At 68.5% G+C, this 17,425-nt stretch carries 15 protein-coding genes; 1 reads left to right on the forward strand and 14 read right to left on the reverse strand.

The features are described from left to right. Positions 1 to 15 precede the first annotated feature (15 nt). The 6 genes from BST28156_RS27045 to BST28156_RS27070 all read right to left on the reverse strand — a co-directional run bounded on the left by BST28156_RS27045 (position 16) and on the right by BST28156_RS27070 (position 6,644). On the reverse strand, positions 16 to 2,403 hold the full coding sequence (locus BST28156_RS27045) for a CHASE2 domain-containing protein (RefSeq protein ID WP_060242122.1): 2,388 nt from the start codon (positions 2,401 to 2,403) through the stop codon (positions 16 to 18). Between the two features lie 10 nt (positions 2,404 to 2,413). Further along, positions 2,414 to 3,760, reverse strand: coding sequence for a FecR family protein (locus tag BST28156_RS27050; protein ID WP_437341304.1), 1,347 nt, complete (start codon positions 3,758 to 3,760; stop codon positions 2,414 to 2,416). Between the two features lie 8 nt (positions 3,761 to 3,768). Further along, the gene (locus BST28156_RS27055; RefSeq protein ID WP_006402120.1) at positions 3,769 to 4,473 is read right to left on the reverse strand and encodes a response regulator transcription factor; all 705 of its coding nucleotides are present in this window, start codon (positions 4,471 to 4,473) and stop codon (positions 3,769 to 3,771) included. A gap of 298 nt (positions 4,474 to 4,771) precedes the next feature. Then, complete coding sequence (locus tag BST28156_RS27060) at positions 4,772 to 5,146, reverse strand: hypothetical protein (RefSeq protein ID WP_174903815.1); 375 nt, start codon at positions 5,144 to 5,146, stop codon at positions 4,772 to 4,774. Between the two features lie 218 nt (positions 5,147 to 5,364). Then, positions 5,365 to 5,592 carry a sulfurtransferase TusA family protein gene (locus BST28156_RS27065; RefSeq protein ID WP_006402122.1) on the reverse strand — a complete coding sequence of 76 codons (228 nt, stop codon included), beginning with the start codon at positions 5,590 to 5,592 and terminating at the stop codon, positions 5,365 to 5,367. 116 nt (positions 5,593 to 5,708) lie between these two features. Then, positions 5,709 to 6,644, reverse strand: a complete 936-nt coding sequence (locus tag BST28156_RS27070) for a LysR family transcriptional regulator (RefSeq protein WP_060242116.1) — start codon at positions 6,642 to 6,644, stop codon at positions 5,709 to 5,711. Positions 6,645 to 6,750: 106 nt separating this feature from the next. On the opposite strand from BST28156_RS27070, the gene BST28156_RS27075 reads away from it, so the two are divergent. Further along, positions 6,751 to 8,271, forward strand: coding sequence for a CoA-acylating methylmalonate-semialdehyde dehydrogenase (locus tag BST28156_RS27075; RefSeq protein WP_174903816.1), 1,521 nt, complete (start codon positions 6,751 to 6,753; stop codon positions 8,269 to 8,271). Between the two features lie 53 nt (positions 8,272 to 8,324). On the opposite strand, the gene BST28156_RS27080 is transcribed toward BST28156_RS27075, so the two are convergent. The 8 genes from BST28156_RS27080 to BST28156_RS27115 all read right to left on the reverse strand — a co-directional run bounded on the left by BST28156_RS27080 (position 8,325) and on the right by BST28156_RS27115 (position 17,298). After that, on the reverse strand, positions 8,325 to 9,203 hold the full coding sequence (locus BST28156_RS27080; RefSeq protein WP_060242112.1) for a MurR/RpiR family transcriptional regulator: 879 nt from the start codon (positions 9,201 to 9,203) through the stop codon (positions 8,325 to 8,327). A gap of 265 nt (positions 9,204 to 9,468) precedes the next feature. Next, positions 9,469 to 10,641 (reverse strand): Gfo/Idh/MocA family protein, encoded by a 1,173-nt coding sequence (locus tag BST28156_RS27085; RefSeq protein ID WP_174903817.1) that lies wholly within the window; start codon positions 10,639 to 10,641, stop codon positions 9,469 to 9,471. Between the two features lie 32 nt (positions 10,642 to 10,673). Further along, the gene (locus BST28156_RS27090) at positions 10,674 to 11,600 is read right to left on the reverse strand and encodes a TIM barrel protein (protein WP_174903818.1); all 927 of its coding nucleotides are present in this window, start codon (positions 11,598 to 11,600) and stop codon (positions 10,674 to 10,676) included. Positions 11,601 to 11,630: 30 nt separating this feature from the next. After that, complete coding sequence (gene iolG, locus BST28156_RS27095) at positions 11,631 to 12,644, reverse strand: bifunctional inositol 2-dehydrogenase/D-chiro-inositol 1-dehydrogenase (RefSeq protein ID WP_174903819.1); 1,014 nt, start codon at positions 12,642 to 12,644, stop codon at positions 11,631 to 11,633. A 61-nt stretch (positions 12,645 to 12,705) separates the two neighbouring features. Next, entirely contained in the window at positions 12,706 to 13,617 is a 912-nt protein-coding gene (locus BST28156_RS27100) for a sugar phosphate isomerase/epimerase family protein (RefSeq protein WP_059600875.1), read from the reverse strand. Between the two features lie 67 nt (positions 13,618 to 13,684). After that, positions 13,685 to 14,710, reverse strand: coding sequence for an ABC transporter permease (locus tag BST28156_RS27105; protein WP_060242101.1), 1,026 nt, complete (start codon positions 14,708 to 14,710; stop codon positions 13,685 to 13,687). A gap of 28 nt (positions 14,711 to 14,738) precedes the next feature. After that, positions 14,739 to 16,304 (reverse strand): sugar ABC transporter ATP-binding protein, encoded by a 1,566-nt coding sequence (locus BST28156_RS27110; RefSeq protein ID WP_060242098.1) that lies wholly within the window; start codon positions 16,302 to 16,304, stop codon positions 14,739 to 14,741. 67 nt (positions 16,305 to 16,371) lie between these two features. Next, positions 16,372 to 17,298, reverse strand: coding sequence for a sugar ABC transporter substrate-binding protein (locus BST28156_RS27115; RefSeq protein ID WP_060298388.1), 927 nt, complete (start codon positions 17,296 to 17,298; stop codon positions 16,372 to 16,374). Between the last annotated feature and the right edge of the window lie 127 nt (positions 17,299 to 17,425).

A 17,425-nucleotide genomic window follows, 5' to 3' on the forward strand; every position in this document is an offset into this window, starting at 1 on the left:
TCGTGCCCGGCCCTGTCAGGCGGACGGCTCGTCGATCGCGGGCAGCGACACCGTCACCGCGGTGCCGACGCCCACTTCGCTGTCGACCGACACGCTGCCGCCGTGGCGCGTGACGACCGTCTTCACGAATGCCATGCCGAGTCCGGAGCCCGAAATCTCGGGCCGCTCGCCGGCATGGAATCGCTTGAAACGCTCGAACAGATGCCGCTGATCTTCCGGCGCAATGCCGTACCCCTGATCGCGAACCGTGCAGAACATCCGTTTCGATGCGTGCTCCACCGTCAGCGTACACGCGATCGTCGTGTCGGACGGACTATATTTGACCGCGTTGTTCAGCAGGTTCACGAACGCGCGCGTAATCAACGAGCGGTCCGCGCGCACCCAGCACATGTCCGTGCCGACGTCGGTGTCGATGCGGATGCGCTTCGCCTGCGCCTGCGGCCACACCTCGTCGCTGGCGTCGATCAGCACGTCGACGAGGCTCGTCGTCTCGAGCTGGTACGCCTGCGACTCCGCGCGCGCGAGCTGCACGAACTCGTCGGCCAGCGACAGCGCGCGATGCGCATAGCGCTCGATGCGCGCGAGCAGCGCGCGCATCGTATCGGTTTCCACGCGGTCGCGCTCGATCTCGACCAGCGCAAGGATCGACGACTGCGGCGAGCGCATGTCGTGCGACAGCAGGTGCAGCGCTTCCTCGCGCTGCCGCTCGGCCGCATGCAGCTCGGTCACGTCGACGAGACCGGCGATCCAGCCCGTCACGCGGCCCTGCGCGTTCGTGCATGGCGCGTAGCGTAGCAGATGGTCGAGACCGTCGCGATCGCGCACCTCGATGCCGCGCGCCATCGCGTCGTGCTCGGCGCCGATCGTCGGGTCGAGCGCGGCCGGCCAGTGGTCGCGGATCGCGACGTCATGCTCGGCATTGCCGTCGACGGTCTTCACGAAGGTCAGCTCGCCGAGCGCCGCGCGCAACGGCCGCCCTTCCGGCAGCGGCAGCGCGAGCCGCGACCCGTAGCGCTTGGCCGCATGATTCGCGATCAGCACGGTGCCGGCCAGGTCGGTGACGAAGATCGGCTCGGGCATGCTGTCGAGACTGTCCCACACGAAGCGCTTCATGTCCTGCACGCGCTGCGCGGCCTGCGCCATCAGCGCCATCTGCCGCTCGAGCACGTCGCCGCCGACGCTGCGCGTGCGCGGCGCCTCGGGCAGCAGGTGCGGTTCGTCGGCGAGCCGCTGCAGCTCGCGCCGCAGATACGACATCGTCATCTCGAGGCGCCGCCAGTTCCAGATCGGATAGACGGCGACCAGCCCGAAGATCGCGGGCGCGGGCGACAGCCAGATGCGCGTCTCGAACAGCAGCGCCATGCTCGCGACGACGGCGAGCGCGGCCAGGCTCAGCGTCAGCAGCAGCGAGCGCCATGGCGACAGCATCAGGAAGCCGCCGAGCAGCACCGCGAGCGGCAGCAGCGACGCGACGAACAGCCCGGTGCGCGATGCGGGCGAGATCGCGGTGCCGGTCGCCAGCATGTCGAGCACGCTCGCATGGATGTACACGCCGGCGAGCGGGCCGAAGTCGCCGGACACCGGCGTCGCGAAGCGGTCGTAGAGGCCCGACGCGGTCACGCCGACCACGACGATCTTGCCGCGCAGCGCATCGGGCTTCACGCGCCCTTCGAGCACGTCGTCGAACGACAGCGTCGGATACGCGGGCGTATTGCGGCTGAACGGGATCAGGTAGCGGCCCTCGCCGGCCGCGTCGCGCGACAGGTCGTGCGCGTGCGGGCCGGGCGCGCCGCCGGCCGGATGCAGCTTGCCGGCCGAGATCGCGCGGTACACGGGCACCATCAGCTGCGGCCAGCGGGTGCGGCCGTCGCTCTCGAACAGCGCGACGCTGCGCACGATGCCGTCGGGATCGACTTCGAGATTGATATGGCCGAGCCCCATCGCGCGCGCCGCGAGCGCCGCCACCGGCGGGTCGACCGTGCGCGAGCCGTCCGGCTGCTCGGGACTCAGCAGCACGGGCAGGAAGGTCGGCACGCGGGCCATCGCGTCCGCGAACGTGCGATCTTCCGACGAAGGTTCGGTAAACAGCACGTCGTAGACGACGGCGGCCGGCTGCGCGCGCGCGAGCGTATCGAGCAGCCGCGCATGCACGTCGCGCGGCCACGGCCAGCGGCCGAGCGCCGACACGCTCTGGTTGTCGATGTCGACGACGACGACGTCGGGCGACAGCGGCAGGCTGCGCAGCATCAGCAGCCGATCGTAGATCAGCCCGTCGACGCTCGACGACACGCGGCCGAGCGCGCACGCGAGAATCACCGCGACCCCGAGGCAGCCGATCGCGATCCACTCGATCAGGAAGCGGCGCCCGAGGCGCCGGCGCGGGGAAACGGAATCGGGTTTCATGCGCCGCGGATCAGCGCGACAACGTAAACGCGCCAACCGGACTCGTCTTCTCGTAGAACTTGCCGCCTTCGAACTCCTCGACGGTCACCGCCCAGAAATAATCGCCCGGCGGCAGGTGCGCGACGGTGATCTGGCGCGACTGCAGCGCGACCTGGTCGACGACCGGCGCGCTCAGATCCTTCGAGCGCGACAGCACGAACCGGTAGCGCGCATGCTCGCCCGCGCCGTTCGGCGACCAGCGGAACACGTAGCCCTCCGCGCTCGGCGCGGCGGTCGCGTCGAGCCCCATCAGGCGCCGTTCGAACGCGTAGATGCGCGGCACGCCTTCGAGGCCGTTGCCGTCGATCGCGGCGATCCGCACGAAGTAGGTCCCGTTCGGCACGTCGCGGAAGACCGCGTGCGGCGCGTCGGTGCGCATTTCGCGGAACAGGTCGAGCATCCCTGCGTCGTGCGCGAGCTCCACGTGATACGCATGCGCCTGCGCGAGCGGCGCGAGGTCGAACGCGACCTCCGGCTCGTCCTGCACCTTGTCGGGATGCGTGAGCGCCGGCGCCGCCAGCAGCTCGACGGGCGCGCCGACCGCGCCGGACGAGGTCGCGACGCTGCCGAAGTTCGCGTGCACGAGCGTCGGGCCGGCCGGGCGCCGGTTGTCCGCGACGCCGACCGTGCCGTCGAGCACCTCGACGCGCGTCGTCGCGTTGCCGGCCGCGTCGTAGTTGACGCGAAAACGCGTGCCGCGCACGCCCGCGACGACCGACGGCGAGCGGATCTGGAAGCGGTCGTCGCGCTTTTTCAGATGCGTGACTTCGCTGTCGACCGCCCCGCGGGTCAGCTCGAACTCGCGATCGAGCGTGCCGGTCAGCACGGTGCGGCGCAGCGTCTTCAGGTCGAGCTGGCTGTCGGGCGGCAGGCTCATGTGCGTGCCGTCGGCGAGTTCGAGCGTCACGAAGCCGTTCGCGCCGGTGCGCACGCGATCGCCTTCGGTGAGCGTCGAATCGGCCGCAAGCGGTGTGTAAGCACCGCCGGCGCCGCGCTCGGCGGTGCCCTGCACCGCGACCACGCGCGCGCTCAGCCGCTCCTTGCGCAGGCGCGCGAACGGCAGCTTCAGCGCGATGCCGGGCTGCAGATGCCGCGGCTCCGGCACGTGGTTCAACTGCTGCAGCAGTTGCCAGTCGTCGGGGCCCTGCAGGTAGCGCGCGGCGACGTCGTACAGCGTATCGCCCGCGCGGGTGCGGTAGACGACCGTCTTGTCCGCGGCGGCGGACGGCTTCGCCGCGGCCAGCTGGGCCGCCAGCGCGATCGCGACCGCGCAGGCCGCGCGCAGGCCGGCGGCGCGCAGACGCGCGCGCGGCGCGATTCCGGCGCTCACTCCGGTTCTCCCTGGCCGACCCGCTCGAGCCGATAGCCGTAGCCGTAGATCGGCGCAAGGCGGTAGCCGTTTTCCGGCCGCAGGCCGAGCTTGGTGCGCAGCATCGAGATATGCGTGTCCATCGTGCGCGACGGGATGTCGGTCGCCTGCTTCCACACGAGATCGAGAATGTGTGCGCGCGACAGCGGCCGGTCGAGGTGCTGGAACAGCAGCAGCGCGAGCTCGAATTCCTTCTGCGTGAGACTCACGGCCTTGTCGCCGACGTACGCCTGCTTCAGGTTCACGTCGAAGCGGAACTGGTCGAATTCGCGCACCGTCGCCTCGGCGTTGACCGGATACGCGCGGCGCAGCAGCGAGCCGATGCGCGCGCGCAGGATCGGGCCCGACACGGGCTTGACCACGTAGTCGTCGGCGCCGGCGTTGAGGATCTGCGTGATCCCCGCCTCGTCGTCGCGGCTCGTCATGAAGATGATCGGCAGGCTGTGCTCGGTCTGATTGGCGCGCACCCACTTCAGCACTTCCTCGCCGGACATGTCGGGCACGTTCCAGTCGAGCACCAGCAGATCGAAGGTCTCGCGCTGCAGACGCTTCTTCAGGGCCTTGCCTTCCTTGAACGCATAGCACGTGTGGCCGGCGGCCGTCAGCGTTTGACTGACGAAATCCGTCTGGGCCGGATCGTCATCCAGTACAGCAATTCTCATAGCACCCCGCAAATCGAAAGCGATTCGTCCAGTTGAGCTCCCCGCTCTCACCCCGCCGCATGCAGCGCCTGCGCGACTTCGATACCGGCTCGGCGAGCCGTCGTTCGCCGCCGCGCGACACATGCGGCACGGAGGCCCCGGCGAGATATCTCAAAAACGGGGCGCGGACGAACCAGCGATTTCAGCATAGTAGTATGAAATTCGCCAATCAATTGCGCGGACTACGGTCCATTCTTCGAATAATCCTTCCCGTCGCGCAATGACGGGCGTCGCGAACAACCGCGGCGCCGGCTGTCGGCTAGATGAAATCGTCGACTGGCGTGCGCTGCCCGAGCATCTGCTGCAACTGGTCGCGCACGTGCTCCCACGCCGCGGCCGCATAGTCGGGCCGGCTCGCCGCCCATGCGTGCGCGAGGTCGAACACGCGCTCGACGGTCGCGCCGCAGTGCGTCGGTGGCTCGTCGCCCTGCGCGGCGTCCTGCAGGCGCTCGCCGAGCCATTCGGCGAGCCACGGCATCTCGGCCGCGGCCGAATCCGCGTAGGCTTCCAGCGCGGCACGCGCATGGCGATCCTGCTGCGGGTCGAGCTCGACACGGCTCGAGGCCGGCGCGCGCGCGGGCGCGATGCATTCCATTGCGGACGGACGTCGAATGGTCCCTGGTCTGAAGGACATGTCCTCTCCCCGTTTGTACGACGGTAGCGTCAGGCATGGCCCCCGTGCCCGCCTCGCGGACGCACCGTGGCCGGCGCATCCGTCACGCGGACGACCGGCCGGCTCAGTATACGCAGCCGTCGGTCCGGCGAGGTTTAAGAATTGTCAGAGACGCACGGCCCGGCCGGCGGGCCCGCACGCGCCCGGCGCGGTCGCGGCGTGACGCGTGATGCGGGCCGTCAGCGGCGGCGCATCAGGAACACGAAGGTCTTGTCCTGTGTCGTCGATTCGACGATCTCGTTACCCGTCTGCTTCGCGAATGCGGCGAAGTCGCGCTGCGAACCCGGATCGGTCGCAAGCACCTTGAGGATCTGCCCGCTTTCCATATCGGCGAGCGCTTTCTTCGCGCGCAGGATGGGCAACGGGCAATTGAGCCCGCGGGCGTCCACTTCCTTGTGAATCTGCATCGGCTGTCGACCTTCGAATGGCGCGCCACGCGGGCGCGGGAGGAAGCTGCGATTTTACCGCAGCGCCGCTGCGTCTGCCGGCGCAACCGGCGGCCCGGCGCACCCGCGCGCGGCCGTCATGCGCGCGAAAAGCCGCCGGCGAGCCGTTCGCGCAGATGGCGCACCAGCGCGCGCACCGCGCTCGGCACGACCGCGCTGTACGGGCGGATCGCGAAGATGTGGTCGCCGAACGCGCCGGACGGCCGCCAGCCGTCGAGCAGCGCGACCAGCCGCCCGGCGTCGAGATCGCGCTGCGCGCTGAAATCGGGCAGCAGCGCAATGCCGAGGCCGCCGAGCGCGGCCTCGCGCATCGCTTCGCTGTTGTTTGCCGCGAAGCTGCCGCGCACCGGCACGCTCACGCGTTCGCGCCGCCGGCCGTGCGGCTCGAAGCTCCACGCGGCCGGCTCGTTGTCGCGCAGATAGCACAGGCAGCTGTGATCGACGAGCTCGTTCGGGTGCCGCGGCGCGCCGCGCGCGTCGAGATAGTCGCGGCTCGCGACGAGCAGCGAGCGCGTGTCGCACAGCTTCCATGCGACATGCGTCTGCGGCGCGGTCGTCGCATGGCGGATCGCGAGGTCGAAGCCCTCCTGCGTCAGCGAATGCAGCCGGTCCGACAGGTCGAGTTCGATCTGCACGCCCGGATGGCGCCGCAGGAAATCGGGCAGCTGCGGGACGATCTGCTGGCGCCCGAGCGCGACCGGCGCGGTCACGCGCAGCAGCCCGCGCGGCTCGCCCGCCAGATCCTTCACGCGCGCGAAATGCTGACCGATCGACTCGAACGCGTCGCGCGTGCTGTCGACCAGCGTCTGGCCCGCATCGGTGAGCCGCACGCTGCGCGTCGTGCGGCGCACGAGCGGCACGCCGGCCGCCTTTTCGAGATCGGCGATGCGCTGGCTCATCGCGGCCTTGCTGATCCCGAGCCGCTGCGCGGCGGCCGTGAAGCTGCCGGCTGCGGCCAGCACCGTCAGCGAATGGATATGCGGCCAGAGCGCCTGGACATTTTGCTGATTCATCCGCCGATTATTCAGAATTCTGAACAGTGAATCAAGCTGCGCGGCCTTCTCCACGTGCAGGCGATTCCCTAGACTGGGGCTTTCCACCCCGATCCCAGGAGACACGATGAATCCGGTTCCCGCGTTCACGTCCGACGCCGACGTCGGCCACTATGTCGACGGCGTCGCCGTTCCCGGCCGCAGCGGCCGCTTTCAGGACGTCTTCAACCCGGCGCTCGGCCACGCGGTGCGCCGCGTCGCGCTGGCCGACGACAGCGAGGTGCAGCGCGCCGTCGCGTCGGCCAATGCGGCGTTCCCGGAGTGGGCCGCGACGCCGCCGATCCGCCGCGCGCGCGTGCTGCACCGGTTCCTGCAGCTGATGAACGAGCACCGCGACACGCTCGCGGCGATCATCACCGCCGAGCACGGCAAGGTGTTCTCCGACGCGCAGGGCGAAGTCGCGCGCGGCATCGACATCATCGAGTTCGCATGCGGCGTGCCGCAACTGCTGAAGGGCGATTTCACCGACCAGGTCAGCACCGGCATCGACAACTGGACGATGCGCCAGCCGCTCGGCGTCGTCGCCGGCATCACGCCGTTCAACTTCCCGTGCATGGTGCCGTGCTGGATGTTCCCGGTCGCGATCGCGACGGGCAACACCTTCGTGCTGAAGCCGAGCGAGCGCGACCCGTCGGCGGCGCTGTTCATCGCGGACCTGCTCACGCAGGCCGGCCTGCCCGCCGGCGTGTTCAACGTCGTGCAGGGCGACAAGGGCGCGGTCGACGCGCTGCTCGACCATCCGGACGTGCAGGCGGTCAGCTTCGTCGGCTCGACGCCGATCGCGGCCTACGTGCAGCAGCGCGCGGTGCAGTCGGGCAAGCGCGTGCAGGCGCTCGGCGGCGCGAAGAACCATCTGGTCGTGATGCCCGACGCGAATCTCGACCAGGCGGTAGACGCGCTGATCGGCGCTGCGTACGGGTCGGCCGGCGAACGCTGCATGGCAATCAGCGTCGCGGTGCTGGTCGGCGACGTGGCCGACAAGATCGTGCCGGCGCTCGCCGAGCGCGCACGCAAGCTCGTGATCGGCGACGGAATGTCGCCCGAAGTCGAGATGGGCCCGATCGTCACCGGCGAAGCGCTGAAGCGCATCGAGGGCTATATCGAACAGGGCGTGAGCGAAGGCGCGCAGCTCGTGGTCGACGGCCGCGGCCTGAAGGTGCCCGGCCATGAACACGGCTTCTTCACCGGCGGCACGCTGTTCGATCACGTGACGCCCGACATGCGGATCTACCGGGAAGAGATCTTCGGCCCGGTGCTCGGCTGCGTGCGCGTGAAGGACTTCGGCGCGGCGGTCGACCTGATCAACGCGCACGAATTCGGCAACGGCGTATCGTGCTTCACGAGCGACGGCGGCATCGCGCGCGAGTTCGCGCGGCGCATCCAGGTCGGGATGGTCGGCATCAACGTGCCGATTCCGGTGCCGATGGCATGGCACGGCTTCGGCGGCTGGAAGAAGAGCCTGTTCGGCGACATGCACGCGTACGGCGAGGAAGGCGTGCGCTTCTATACGCGCCAGAAGTCGGTGATGCAGCGCTGGTCGTCGAGCATCGGCAAGGGCGCCGAATTCGCGATGCCGACCGCCAAGTAACGTCGCGATGCCGACCGCCAAGTAACGCGGCGCGCCCGCCGGCCCGGCGGGCGTCAGCCGGCCGCCTTCGTGCCGTCGGCGGTCGGCAGATAGGACAGTTCGAGCCGGTACGCGAGCGCGACGAACAGGCTCTGCGCAAGGCCCATCGTCGCCGTCAGCGCGCGAAAGCCGAACGTCTCGCTGTCCTGCACCATCAGCGTCACCTCGGCCTCCCGCGCGAGCGGGCTCATCCGGCTGTCGGTGATCGCGATCAGCCGCGCGCCGCGCTGCACGGCCTGCTGCGCGACCTCTACCGTCTCCTCCGCATACGGCATGAACGAGATCACGATCATCACGTCGCCCTGCCGCACCGAGCGGATCTGACCGAGATGCATGCTGCCGAGCGCGCTGAACAGGCCGATGCGCTTGTCGGTGTGCTGCAGCGCATAGTCGAGATACACGGCGATCGGAAACGCGCGGCGCGAACCGGCAATCCAGATCGCCTGCGTGTCGGCCAGCAGGTCGACGGCCTGTGCGAGCGCCTGCGCGTCGAGCGTCTGCCGCAACTGCTGCATCCCGGCAATGCTGCCCTTGATGAATTCGTCGGCGATCTGCTCGGGCTGCAGGCTCGACGAGCCCGATTCGATCACGTCGCGCAGCCGCAGGCTGTACGCGCGCCCGGGCGCGATCTGCTGCGCGAGCCCGTCGCGAAACACGCGCTGCATCTCGGAGAAGCCCGAGAAGCCGAAATGCTTCGCGAAGCGCACGACCGCCGACGGCTGGACGCCGCACGCCTCGGCGAGCGACTGGATGCCTTCCAGGCCGAGCTGGTCGCGATGCGTTTCGACGTGGCGCGCGATGACCTTCAGACGATTGCTGAGGCCGTCGTACTCCTGCGTCAGGCGCTGCAGGAACTGCTCGACGGTGGCGGGAGGTTTCTCGGATGGACTCATCGGATAGCGCGAAGTTGACGGCCCCGGTCTTCGCGCGATACGGACGGGCGCGGGCCGGGACTCGGCTGGATACATGCATGAAGGGCGAATTTAATCACGTTTGCGGCGCGGCCCGCGCCGCGCCGTCGCTCCCATGCGCTCGATCATCACCTGCACTCGCTCCACGACAGTGGCCGGAAACGATTTTCCGCCGCGCGGGCGACGCCGTAAAGATCGCCGATGCCGGACCCGCGCGCAGGGCCGGGGCACGGCGGCACGGCCGCGCTCAGCGATAGTCGACCCACACGCCGCCCGCGTCGGCCGAGCGCACGCAGTTCTCGACCCAGCGCACGCCTTCGACGCCCGCATGGACGTCCGGAAAGCGGATGCCCTGCAACGCCGCGGTGTCGCCGCGATCGGCCGCATCCATCGCGGCCGCGAAGCGCGCATACAGGTTCGACCACGCCTCGAACAACCCTTCCGGATGCCCGGCGCCGATGCGGTCTTCGCGCAACGCGTGCGGATGCAGGTACGGCATCCCGCGGTCGAGCACCTGCGCGGGCTGCCCCTGCACTTCGTAGCGCAGCTGGTTCGGATGCTCGTCCCACCATTCGACGCTCGCCTTCGAGCCGATCACCCTCACCTTCTGGCCGTGCATCGAGCCCGCGTTCACCGCGCTCGACCACACGTAGCCGATCGCGCCCGTGTCGTACTCCATGATCGTGAACGCGTTGTCCTCGAGCGGCGCGCGGCTCTTCACGAAACTCTGCCGCGAGCACATCAGCCGTTTGATCTTCAGCGCAGGCGCCATCACTTCGGAGATGTACAACGGATGCGTGCCGATGTCGCCGAGCACATAGCTCGGCCCCGCGAACTTCGGATCGACGCGCCAGCGCGCGGCCGCGCTCGCGGCCTCGACGCCGTCGCTGTGAAAGCCGTGCGCGAACTGCATCTGCACGATGCGGATCTCGCCGAGATCGCCGCGCGCGATCATCTCGCGCGCCTGCTCGATCATCTGGTGGCCCGAGTAGCCGTACGCGACGCCGACGATGCGGTTGTTCTCGACCGACAGCCGCTGCAGCGCCTCGGCCTCCTGCGTCGTGAAGCACAGCGGCTTCTCGCACACGACGTGCAGCCCCGCATTCAGCGCGGCGCGGCAGATCTCGAAGTGCGTGTTGTTCGGCGTCGCGATCGACACCGCGCGGATGCCGTCCTCGCGCCGCGCCTCGGCATCGAACATCGTCTGGTAATCCGGATAGCAGCGCTCGCCGTCGACGCCGAGCTTCACGCCGAACCGGCGGCCGCGTTCGGGATCGATGTCGAAGGCGCCCGCCACCAGCCGGAAGCTGCCGTCGCGCAGCGCGGCCGAGCGGTGGCTGTAGCCGATCTGGCTGCCGAGGCCGCCGCCGACCATGCCCCACGGAATCGAATGGCCCAGCAGAATCTGTCCGTCGATCATGATTGTGTCGTTCCTTGTCCGTATTCAGAGCTTCAAGCGAAACCGGCCGATGCGAGAAACGCGCGGCTTGCCGCGACGTCCCGCAGGCTGGTGCCCGCATTGCGCGGATCGCGTTCCTGTTCGATCGTGATATAGCCGGCATAACCGATGTCGTCGAGCGCCTGCCTGATCGACCGGTAGTCGAGCACGCCCTGCCCGATCGGGCACATCACGCCGCGCGCGCAGGCCGCGAAGAACGCGATGTGCTCGCCCATCACCGCGTCGTACACGGCCGCGTCGATATCCTTGAAATGCACGTAGTCGAGCCGCGCCGCATGGCGGCGCAGCCACGTCTCGGGGTCCATGCCCGAGTAGTACAGGTGGCCCGTGTCGAGACACAGGCCGGCCGTGTCGGCCGGAATGTCGGCGACGATGCGGTCGATCTCGTCCGCGAACTCGATGTAGCCGCCCGCGTGCGGATGGATCACCGCGCGCACGCCGAACGCGTCGCGCGCGAGCGTCGCGATCTGCCGGATGTGGTCGACCATCGCGACCCGGCCTTGCTCCGGCAGCCGCGGGGCGCGATCGCCGTGGCCGGCCGCGTAGTCGCGTTCTTCATGGCCCCAGTCCATCACGACCAGGTACGGCGCCGCGTAACGCTGCCCGGGCTGCGTCGGCAGCTTCGGCAGCCGCGTGATCAGCGCGCAGATGTCGCGCGTCTGGCGCAGCAGGTTCGGCAGGTTCTCCGGCGATACGAGATCGTCGAAGATCGTGCCGGCCGTAATGCTCAGGCGCTGCCGTTCGAGCTCGGCGCTCACCACGTCGAGTTCGAGCGGGATGTAGCCGTAGGGCCCGAGCTCGATGCCCGAGTAGCCGGCCTGCGCGGCCTCGGCAAGCACGCGCCGCCACGGCGGCAGATGCGGGTTCTTCACGTCGTCGACGCCCCAGCAGCACGGCGCGCAACCTATCTTCATCGTCATGTCGGTCTGTCCGGCAGGATTCCTCGGGTGTCAGCCGCGATAGAACGCGGGACGCTCGGCCATCGCGATCGGCTCCACCGCACCGCTGCGCTGCGCGCGCACGCATGCGTCGGCCGCGACCGCCGCCGCATAGCCGTCCCACGCCGACGGCCCGGTCAGCACGCCCTGTCGCACGCCGTCGACGAACGCCTGCAGCTCGACGTCGTACGACGCGATGAAACGCGCCTTCCAGTCGGTCATGATCTCGACCGACTGCCGCGCCGCATGCTTGAGCCCGACGGCCGGCGGATCGGGCAGCTTCGCGATGCCCTGCTCGCCGACCACCTCGCACTGGATGTCGTAGCCGTACTGGCAGTTCACGAAGATCTCGACGTCGATGCGCACGCCGCTCGCGGTCTCGAGCAGCACGATCTGCGGATCGGCGAGATGCGCGCATGCGTGGCGCGTCTTCCTCGGGTAGACGACCTGCGCGCTCACGTAGTCCTCGCCGAGCAGCCAGCGCAGCACGTCGAGTTCGTGGATCAGCGTGTCGGTGATCGCCATGTCGGTCGTGTAGCGCTCGCCGACCGACTGGTTGCGGTGCGCGCAATGCAGCATCAGCGGCGCACCGATCTCGCCGCTGTCGATCACGCGCTTGAGCGCACGATAGCCTTCGTCGTACGGACGCATGAAGCCGACCTGCACGAGCCGCCTGCCGTGCGCGAGCTCCGCTTCGACGATGCGCATGCAGCCCTCGGCGGTCACCGCGAGCGGCTTCTCGCAGAACACCGGCTTGCCGTGCGCGATCGCGTCGAGCACGAACGCTTCGTGGGTCGGCCCCCACGACGTGACGAGCACGGCCTGCACGTCGGCGGCCGCGATCACGTCGTGGCCGTCGCCGTAGATCTCGGCGTCGAGCCCGTATTGCGTCACCGCGTCGCGCGCCTGCTGCGGATCGATGTCGTTGACGGCCACCACGCGCGCGCCGGACAGCGTGCGGGTCAGCCTGCGAATATGGTCCTGGCCGATCGCGCCGCAGCCGATCACGCCGATTTGCAAGGTCATCAGGGTCTCCAGTCGGTCAATGCATTCACGACGCGGCGCGCGCCGCGTCGACGAGTCGGCTTCAGCGCGCCGTGCGCTGGAAATGGCGATCCACGTAGCGCCCGATCGTCTCGCGCATGTAGCGCGACGACGCGTCGGCACGGTCCTCCCAGGCGAACACGCACGACGACATCACGCCGTCGAAGCCGGCGTCGCCGAGCGCGCGGAAGAACACGTCCCAGTCGATCTCGCCCTGCCCGATGTCGAGGTGCTGGTGCACGCGGATCTGGTTCGAGCCGGGCGGGTTCACGATGTAGCGCAGCTGGCTGCTCTTGCGGTGATCGAAGGTATCGGCCACCCGCACATGCGCGAGGATCGGCGCGGCCTGCGCGATCATCGCGGCCATGTCGTCGCCGTAGTAGAAGGTGTGCGGCGCGATGTACGACAGCTTCAGCGCCGGCGAGCCGAGGTTCGTGACGATGTCGATCGCGGGCTGCAGCTGCTCGATCCAGTCCTCCGGATGCGGCTCGACCGACAGCACGATGCGTTCGCGCTCGAGGATCGGCAGCAGCTCGTCCATCGAGCGGAACCACGCGGCCTCGCACATTTCCTTCGGGTTCGCGCCCGGCCGCTCGCCGACCGAGCGCTCGGGCGACGCGCCGCGCCCGAACTCCGACACCATCAGCGCGCACTCCATCTCGATCGCGACCTCGATCGCCTTCTTCCAGCAGCGCACCGCCCATTGCCGCTCGTCCTCGAACGGGCTCGCCCAGCGATACATCGGCTGCAGCGACGCGAGGCCGACGCCGCTCGCGCGCAGCGCCTGCCGGAACGCGGCCATCCGCTCGCGCGTCGCGCGCGGCATCACCCACCAGTCGAGAAAGTCGCTGCGCGGCGACAGCTCGATCTGGTCGTAGCCGAGCTCGGCGACCGCGTGCGGCAGCCGGTCGAGCGGCAGGTGGCGAATCATGTAGGGGTCCAGCGCAATCTTCATCGAAGGTTCCCGGTGAATCCGAAATCGGCCGCGCGGCATCCGTGCGGCCGGCCCGCGAGCTCGACGCTCAGCGACGCGTCTTCTTGTTGCGATACTGGTCGGCGATCACGGCCGCGACGATGATCGCGCCCTTGACCATCTCCTGGTAGTACGCGTCGATGCGGATGAACGTGAAGCCCGACGTCATCACGCCGAGGATCAGCACGCCGATCACGGTGCCCGTCACTCGCCCGAGGCCGCCCGACAGCGAAGTGCCGCCGATCACGACCGCCGCGATCGCGTCGAGCTCGTACATCACGCCCATCCCCGACTGGCCGGAGATCGCGCGCGCAGCCGTCACGGTGCCGGCGATCCCGCTCAGCAGGCCCGCGATCGCATACACGAAGATCAGATGGCGCGTCACGTTGATGCCCGACACGACGGCCGCATGCCGGTTCGCGCCGATCGCATACGTGTACTTGCCGAAGCGCGTATAGCGCAGCACGACGTGGAAGATCGCCGCCACGACGAGAAAGATCAGCACCGGATTCGCGCCGGCGCCGATCGCCGCGAACTGGTCGGTCAGCATCGACACCGGCATCCCGTTGGTGAACCATTTCGCGAAGCCGCGCGCGGCGACCATCGTGCCGAGCGTCGCGATGAACGGCGGGATGCCGGTCAGCGCGATCAGCGAGCCGTTCAGCAGGCCGACCAGCAGCCCCACGCATACGCCGGCCAGCACCGGCCAGATCACCGGCAGGTCGGTCAGGTGCGGGAACACCGCGCGCGGGAAGTCGGACACCTGCGCGAGGCTGGCCGACACGACGGCCGCCGCCGCGACGACCGAGCCCGACGACAGGTCGATCCCGCTGGTGATGATCACGAGGTTCACGCCGACCGCGATGATGCCGATCACCGCCATCTGCAGCACGATGATCTCGAGCCGCTCCGCGTTGAACAGGAAGCTCTGGCCGACCACGATCCAGCCGATCGCTTCGAAGAACAGGCTGATGCCCACCAGCACGAGAAAGATGCTCAGCTCGGGCGGCCACTTCGCGTGCCGCGCCTTGATCGTCATGGTCTGCGCGTCCGCGACCGGATTCAGGTTGCCCATTTCAGTTGTCTCCCATGCTTGTTTCGGCTCAGCGCGATGCCAGGTCCATGATGCGAACCTGGTCGGCATCCTTGCGTTCGACGATGCCGGTCATGCGCCCTTCGTGCATCACCATGATCCGGTCGCTCATGCCGAGCACTTCCGGCATCTCCGACGAGATCATCAGCACCGCGACGCCCTTGGCCGCCAGCGCGCTGACGAGCCGGTGAATCTCCGCCTTCGCGCCGACATCGATGCCGCGGGTCGGCTCGTCGAGGATCAGGATCCGCGGCTGCGTGAGCAGCCACCGGCCGATCAGCACCTTCTGCTGGTTGCCGCCCGACAGGTTCTGGATCGGCTCGTGCAGCCCGGGCGCCTTCACGCGCAGCGTCCGGCTCATTTCCTCGCAGTCGCGCTTCAACTGCGCCTGCCGCACGAAGTTGAACTTCACGTAGCGGTTGTGCAGCACGGCCGCTTCCATGTTCGCGAGCAGGTCGAGATTCAGGAAGCAGCCGGTGTCCTTGCGATCCTCGGTCAGGAACGCCATCCCGTGCTTCATCGCCTGCGCGGGCGTCGCGATCCGCACCGGCTTGCCGTCGATCCGGATCTCGCCCGAGGTGGCCGGCACGACGCCGAACAGCGCCTCCGCGACATTCGAGCGTCCCGAGCCGACCAGCCCCGCGACGCCGAGAATCTCGCCTGCGCGCAGCTCGAAGCTGACGTCGCGAAACACGCCGTCGACGGCGAGGTCGCGCACCGACAGCACGACGTCGCCGATCGGCACGTCTTCCTTCGGGAACATCTGCGTGATCTCGCGCCCGACCATCATGCGGATGATGTCGTCGCGCGTGACGTCGGTCGATGCGTGCGTGCCGATGTACTTGCCGTCGCGGAACACCGAGAACTCGTCGGCGATCTCGAACAGCTCGTTCATCTTGTGCGTGATGTAGACGATGCCCTTGCCCTGCTCGCGCAGTTGGCGAATGATCCGGAACAGATGCGTGACTTCCTTGTCGGTCAGCGCCGACGTCGGCTCGTCCATGATCAGCACGTCCGAGTCGAACGACACGGCCTTCGCGATCTCGACCATCTGGCGGCTCGCGACCGTCAGCGTGCGCACGTCGGCGTCGGGATCGATGTCGATCGACAGCCGCTCGAACAGCGCCGCGGTGCGGCGCCGCAGCTCGGCATGGTCGATCAGGCCGAAGCGGTTCTTCGGCTCGCGGCGAATCCAGATGTTCTCCGCGACCGTCATGTACGGCATCAGGTTCAGTTCCTGATGGATCATCGCGATACCGCGGTCGAGCGCGTCGAGCGGGCCGTTCAGCACGACCGTCTCGCCGTTGATCAGGATCTCGCCCCGGTCGGGCGTATAGACGCCCGCGATGATCTTCATCAGCGTCGACTTGCCGGCACCGTTCTCGCCCATCAGCGCATGGACGGTGCCGCGCCGCACGCGGAACTGCACGCCGTCGAGCGCGACCACGCCGGGAAACGACTTGCCGACCCCGCGCACCTCGAGCAGGCAGTCGGAAGCGGACGAAGCAGGTGAAACGAACGAAGCGGCCGGGGCCTCCTCGCTGGCCATCGGACGCGCCATCCTCGCTGTAAACATCAACGTTCCTCGAAAGTCGCGGGCGAGCCCGGCATGCCGGGCCCGCGCCATTCAGCGGGCCAGCCGGTCAGTGCTTCGCGTACTGGTTCATGTTGTCGGGCGTCACGAGCTCGAACGGCACGTTCACGTAACGGTCGACCGGCTGCTTCTTCGCGAGCTTGAGCGCCGCGGCGACGGCCTGCTGGCCCTGGCCGGCCGCATTCTGGAACACCGTCACCTTCAGGTCGCCGCTCTTCATCGACGCGAGCCCGTCCGGCGTCGCGTCGATGCCGGCGACGATGGTCTTCGGCGTCCACTTGCGCGCGGCCTTCAGCGCATTGATCGCGCCGATCGCCATTTCGTCGTTGTTCGACACGATCGCGTCGAACTTCGTCCCGGAGCTCAGCCAGTTCATCGTGATGTCCTGGCCCTGCGTGCGGCTCCACTTGCCTTCGCGCTTGTCGACGACCTTGATGCCCGAGCAGTCCTTGGTCGCGATCACGTCCTCGATGTCCTTGGTGCGCGCGCGCGCCGATTCGTTGGACAGCTCGCCCATCAGCACCAGGATGTCGCCCTTGCCGCCGAGCAGCTTGCACACGTTGCGCATCTGCAGCGTGCCCGACTGCTTCTCGTCGGACGCGACGACCGCGACGCCGGGCGGCAGTTTGTCGAAATCGACCGGCTTGCGGTTCACGTAGACGAGCGGAATCTTCGCGGCGGTCACCATCTTCGTGATCTTCGGCGTCGCGTCGGTGTCGACCGCATTCACGATGATCGCGTCGACCTTCTGCGCGATCATGTTCTGAACCTGGCTCAACTGCTTGCCGACATCGTTGCCGCCGTCCTCGATCTGCACGGTCGCGCCGTCCTTCTTCGCTGCGTCGGCGATGCTGTTGCGCAGGATGGTCAGGAACGTGTCGTCGAACGACGCCATCGTCACGCCGATCTTCTCGGCATGCGCGAGCGGCGTCGCCAGGATCGCGGCGGCCGCGACGGCAATCAGCTTGGTCTTCATGATCGATCTGTCTCCTCATCTCCGGGGGGCGGGAAGCGGCGCGTTGCACGCCGCCGGGCCGAGTCCGATCGAGTCCGATACGGACTGAAGCATCCGGATGGAACTGTAGATCACTTCGCCGAGAATT

Source organism: Burkholderia pseudomultivorans (genome assembly GCF_902499075.1).
Classification (GTDB): Bacteria; Pseudomonadota; Gammaproteobacteria; order Burkholderiales; family Burkholderiaceae; genus Burkholderia; species Burkholderia pseudomultivorans.

Excerpts from the sequence above, each read along its gene's own strand:
- BST28156_RS27060 (WP_174903815.1), bottom strand. The coding sequence starts at position 5,146 with ATGTCCTTCAGACCAGGGACCATTCGACGTCCGTCCGCAATGGAATGC.
- iolG (WP_174903819.1), bottom strand. The coding sequence starts at position 12,644 with ATGACCTTGCAAATCGGCGTGATCGGCTGCGGCGCGATCGGCCAGGAC.
- BST28156_RS27085 (WP_174903817.1), bottom strand. The coding sequence starts at position 10,641 with ATGATCGACGGACAGATTCTGCTGGGCCATTCGATTCCGTGGGGCATG.
- BST28156_RS27070 (WP_060242116.1), bottom strand. The coding sequence starts at position 6,644 with ATGAATCAGCAAAATGTCCAGGCGCTCTGGCCGCATATCCATTCGCTG.
- BST28156_RS27105 (WP_060242101.1), bottom strand. The coding sequence starts at position 14,710 with ATGGGCAACCTGAATCCGGTCGCGGACGCGCAGACCATGACGATCAAG.
- BST28156_RS27090 (WP_174903818.1), bottom strand. The coding sequence starts at position 11,600 with ATGACGATGAAGATAGGTTGCGCGCCGTGCTGCTGGGGCGTCGACGAC.
- BST28156_RS27110 (WP_060242098.1), bottom strand. The coding sequence starts at position 16,304 with ATGTTTACAGCGAGGATGGCGCGTCCGATGGCCAGCGAGGAGGCCCCG.
- BST28156_RS27045 (WP_060242122.1), bottom strand. The coding sequence starts at position 2,403 with ATGAAACCCGATTCCGTTTCCCCGCGCCGGCGCCTCGGGCGCCGCTTC.
- BST28156_RS27115 (WP_060298388.1), bottom strand. The coding sequence starts at position 17,298 with ATGAAGACCAAGCTGATTGCCGTCGCGGCCGCCGCGATCCTGGCGACG.
- BST28156_RS27055 (WP_006402120.1), bottom strand. The coding sequence starts at position 4,473 with ATGAGAATTGCTGTACTGGATGACGATCCGGCCCAGACGGATTTCGTC.
- BST28156_RS27080 (WP_060242112.1), bottom strand. The coding sequence starts at position 9,203 with ATGAGTCCATCCGAGAAACCTCCCGCCACCGTCGAGCAGTTCCTGCAG.
- BST28156_RS27065 (WP_006402122.1), bottom strand. The coding sequence starts at position 5,592 with ATGCAGATTCACAAGGAAGTGGACGCCCGCGGGCTCAATTGCCCGTTG.
- BST28156_RS27100 (WP_059600875.1), bottom strand. The coding sequence starts at position 13,617 with ATGAAGATTGCGCTGGACCCCTACATGATTCGCCACCTGCCGCTCGAC.
- BST28156_RS27075 (WP_174903816.1), top strand. The coding sequence starts at position 6,751 with ATGAATCCGGTTCCCGCGTTCACGTCCGACGCCGACGTCGGCCACTAT.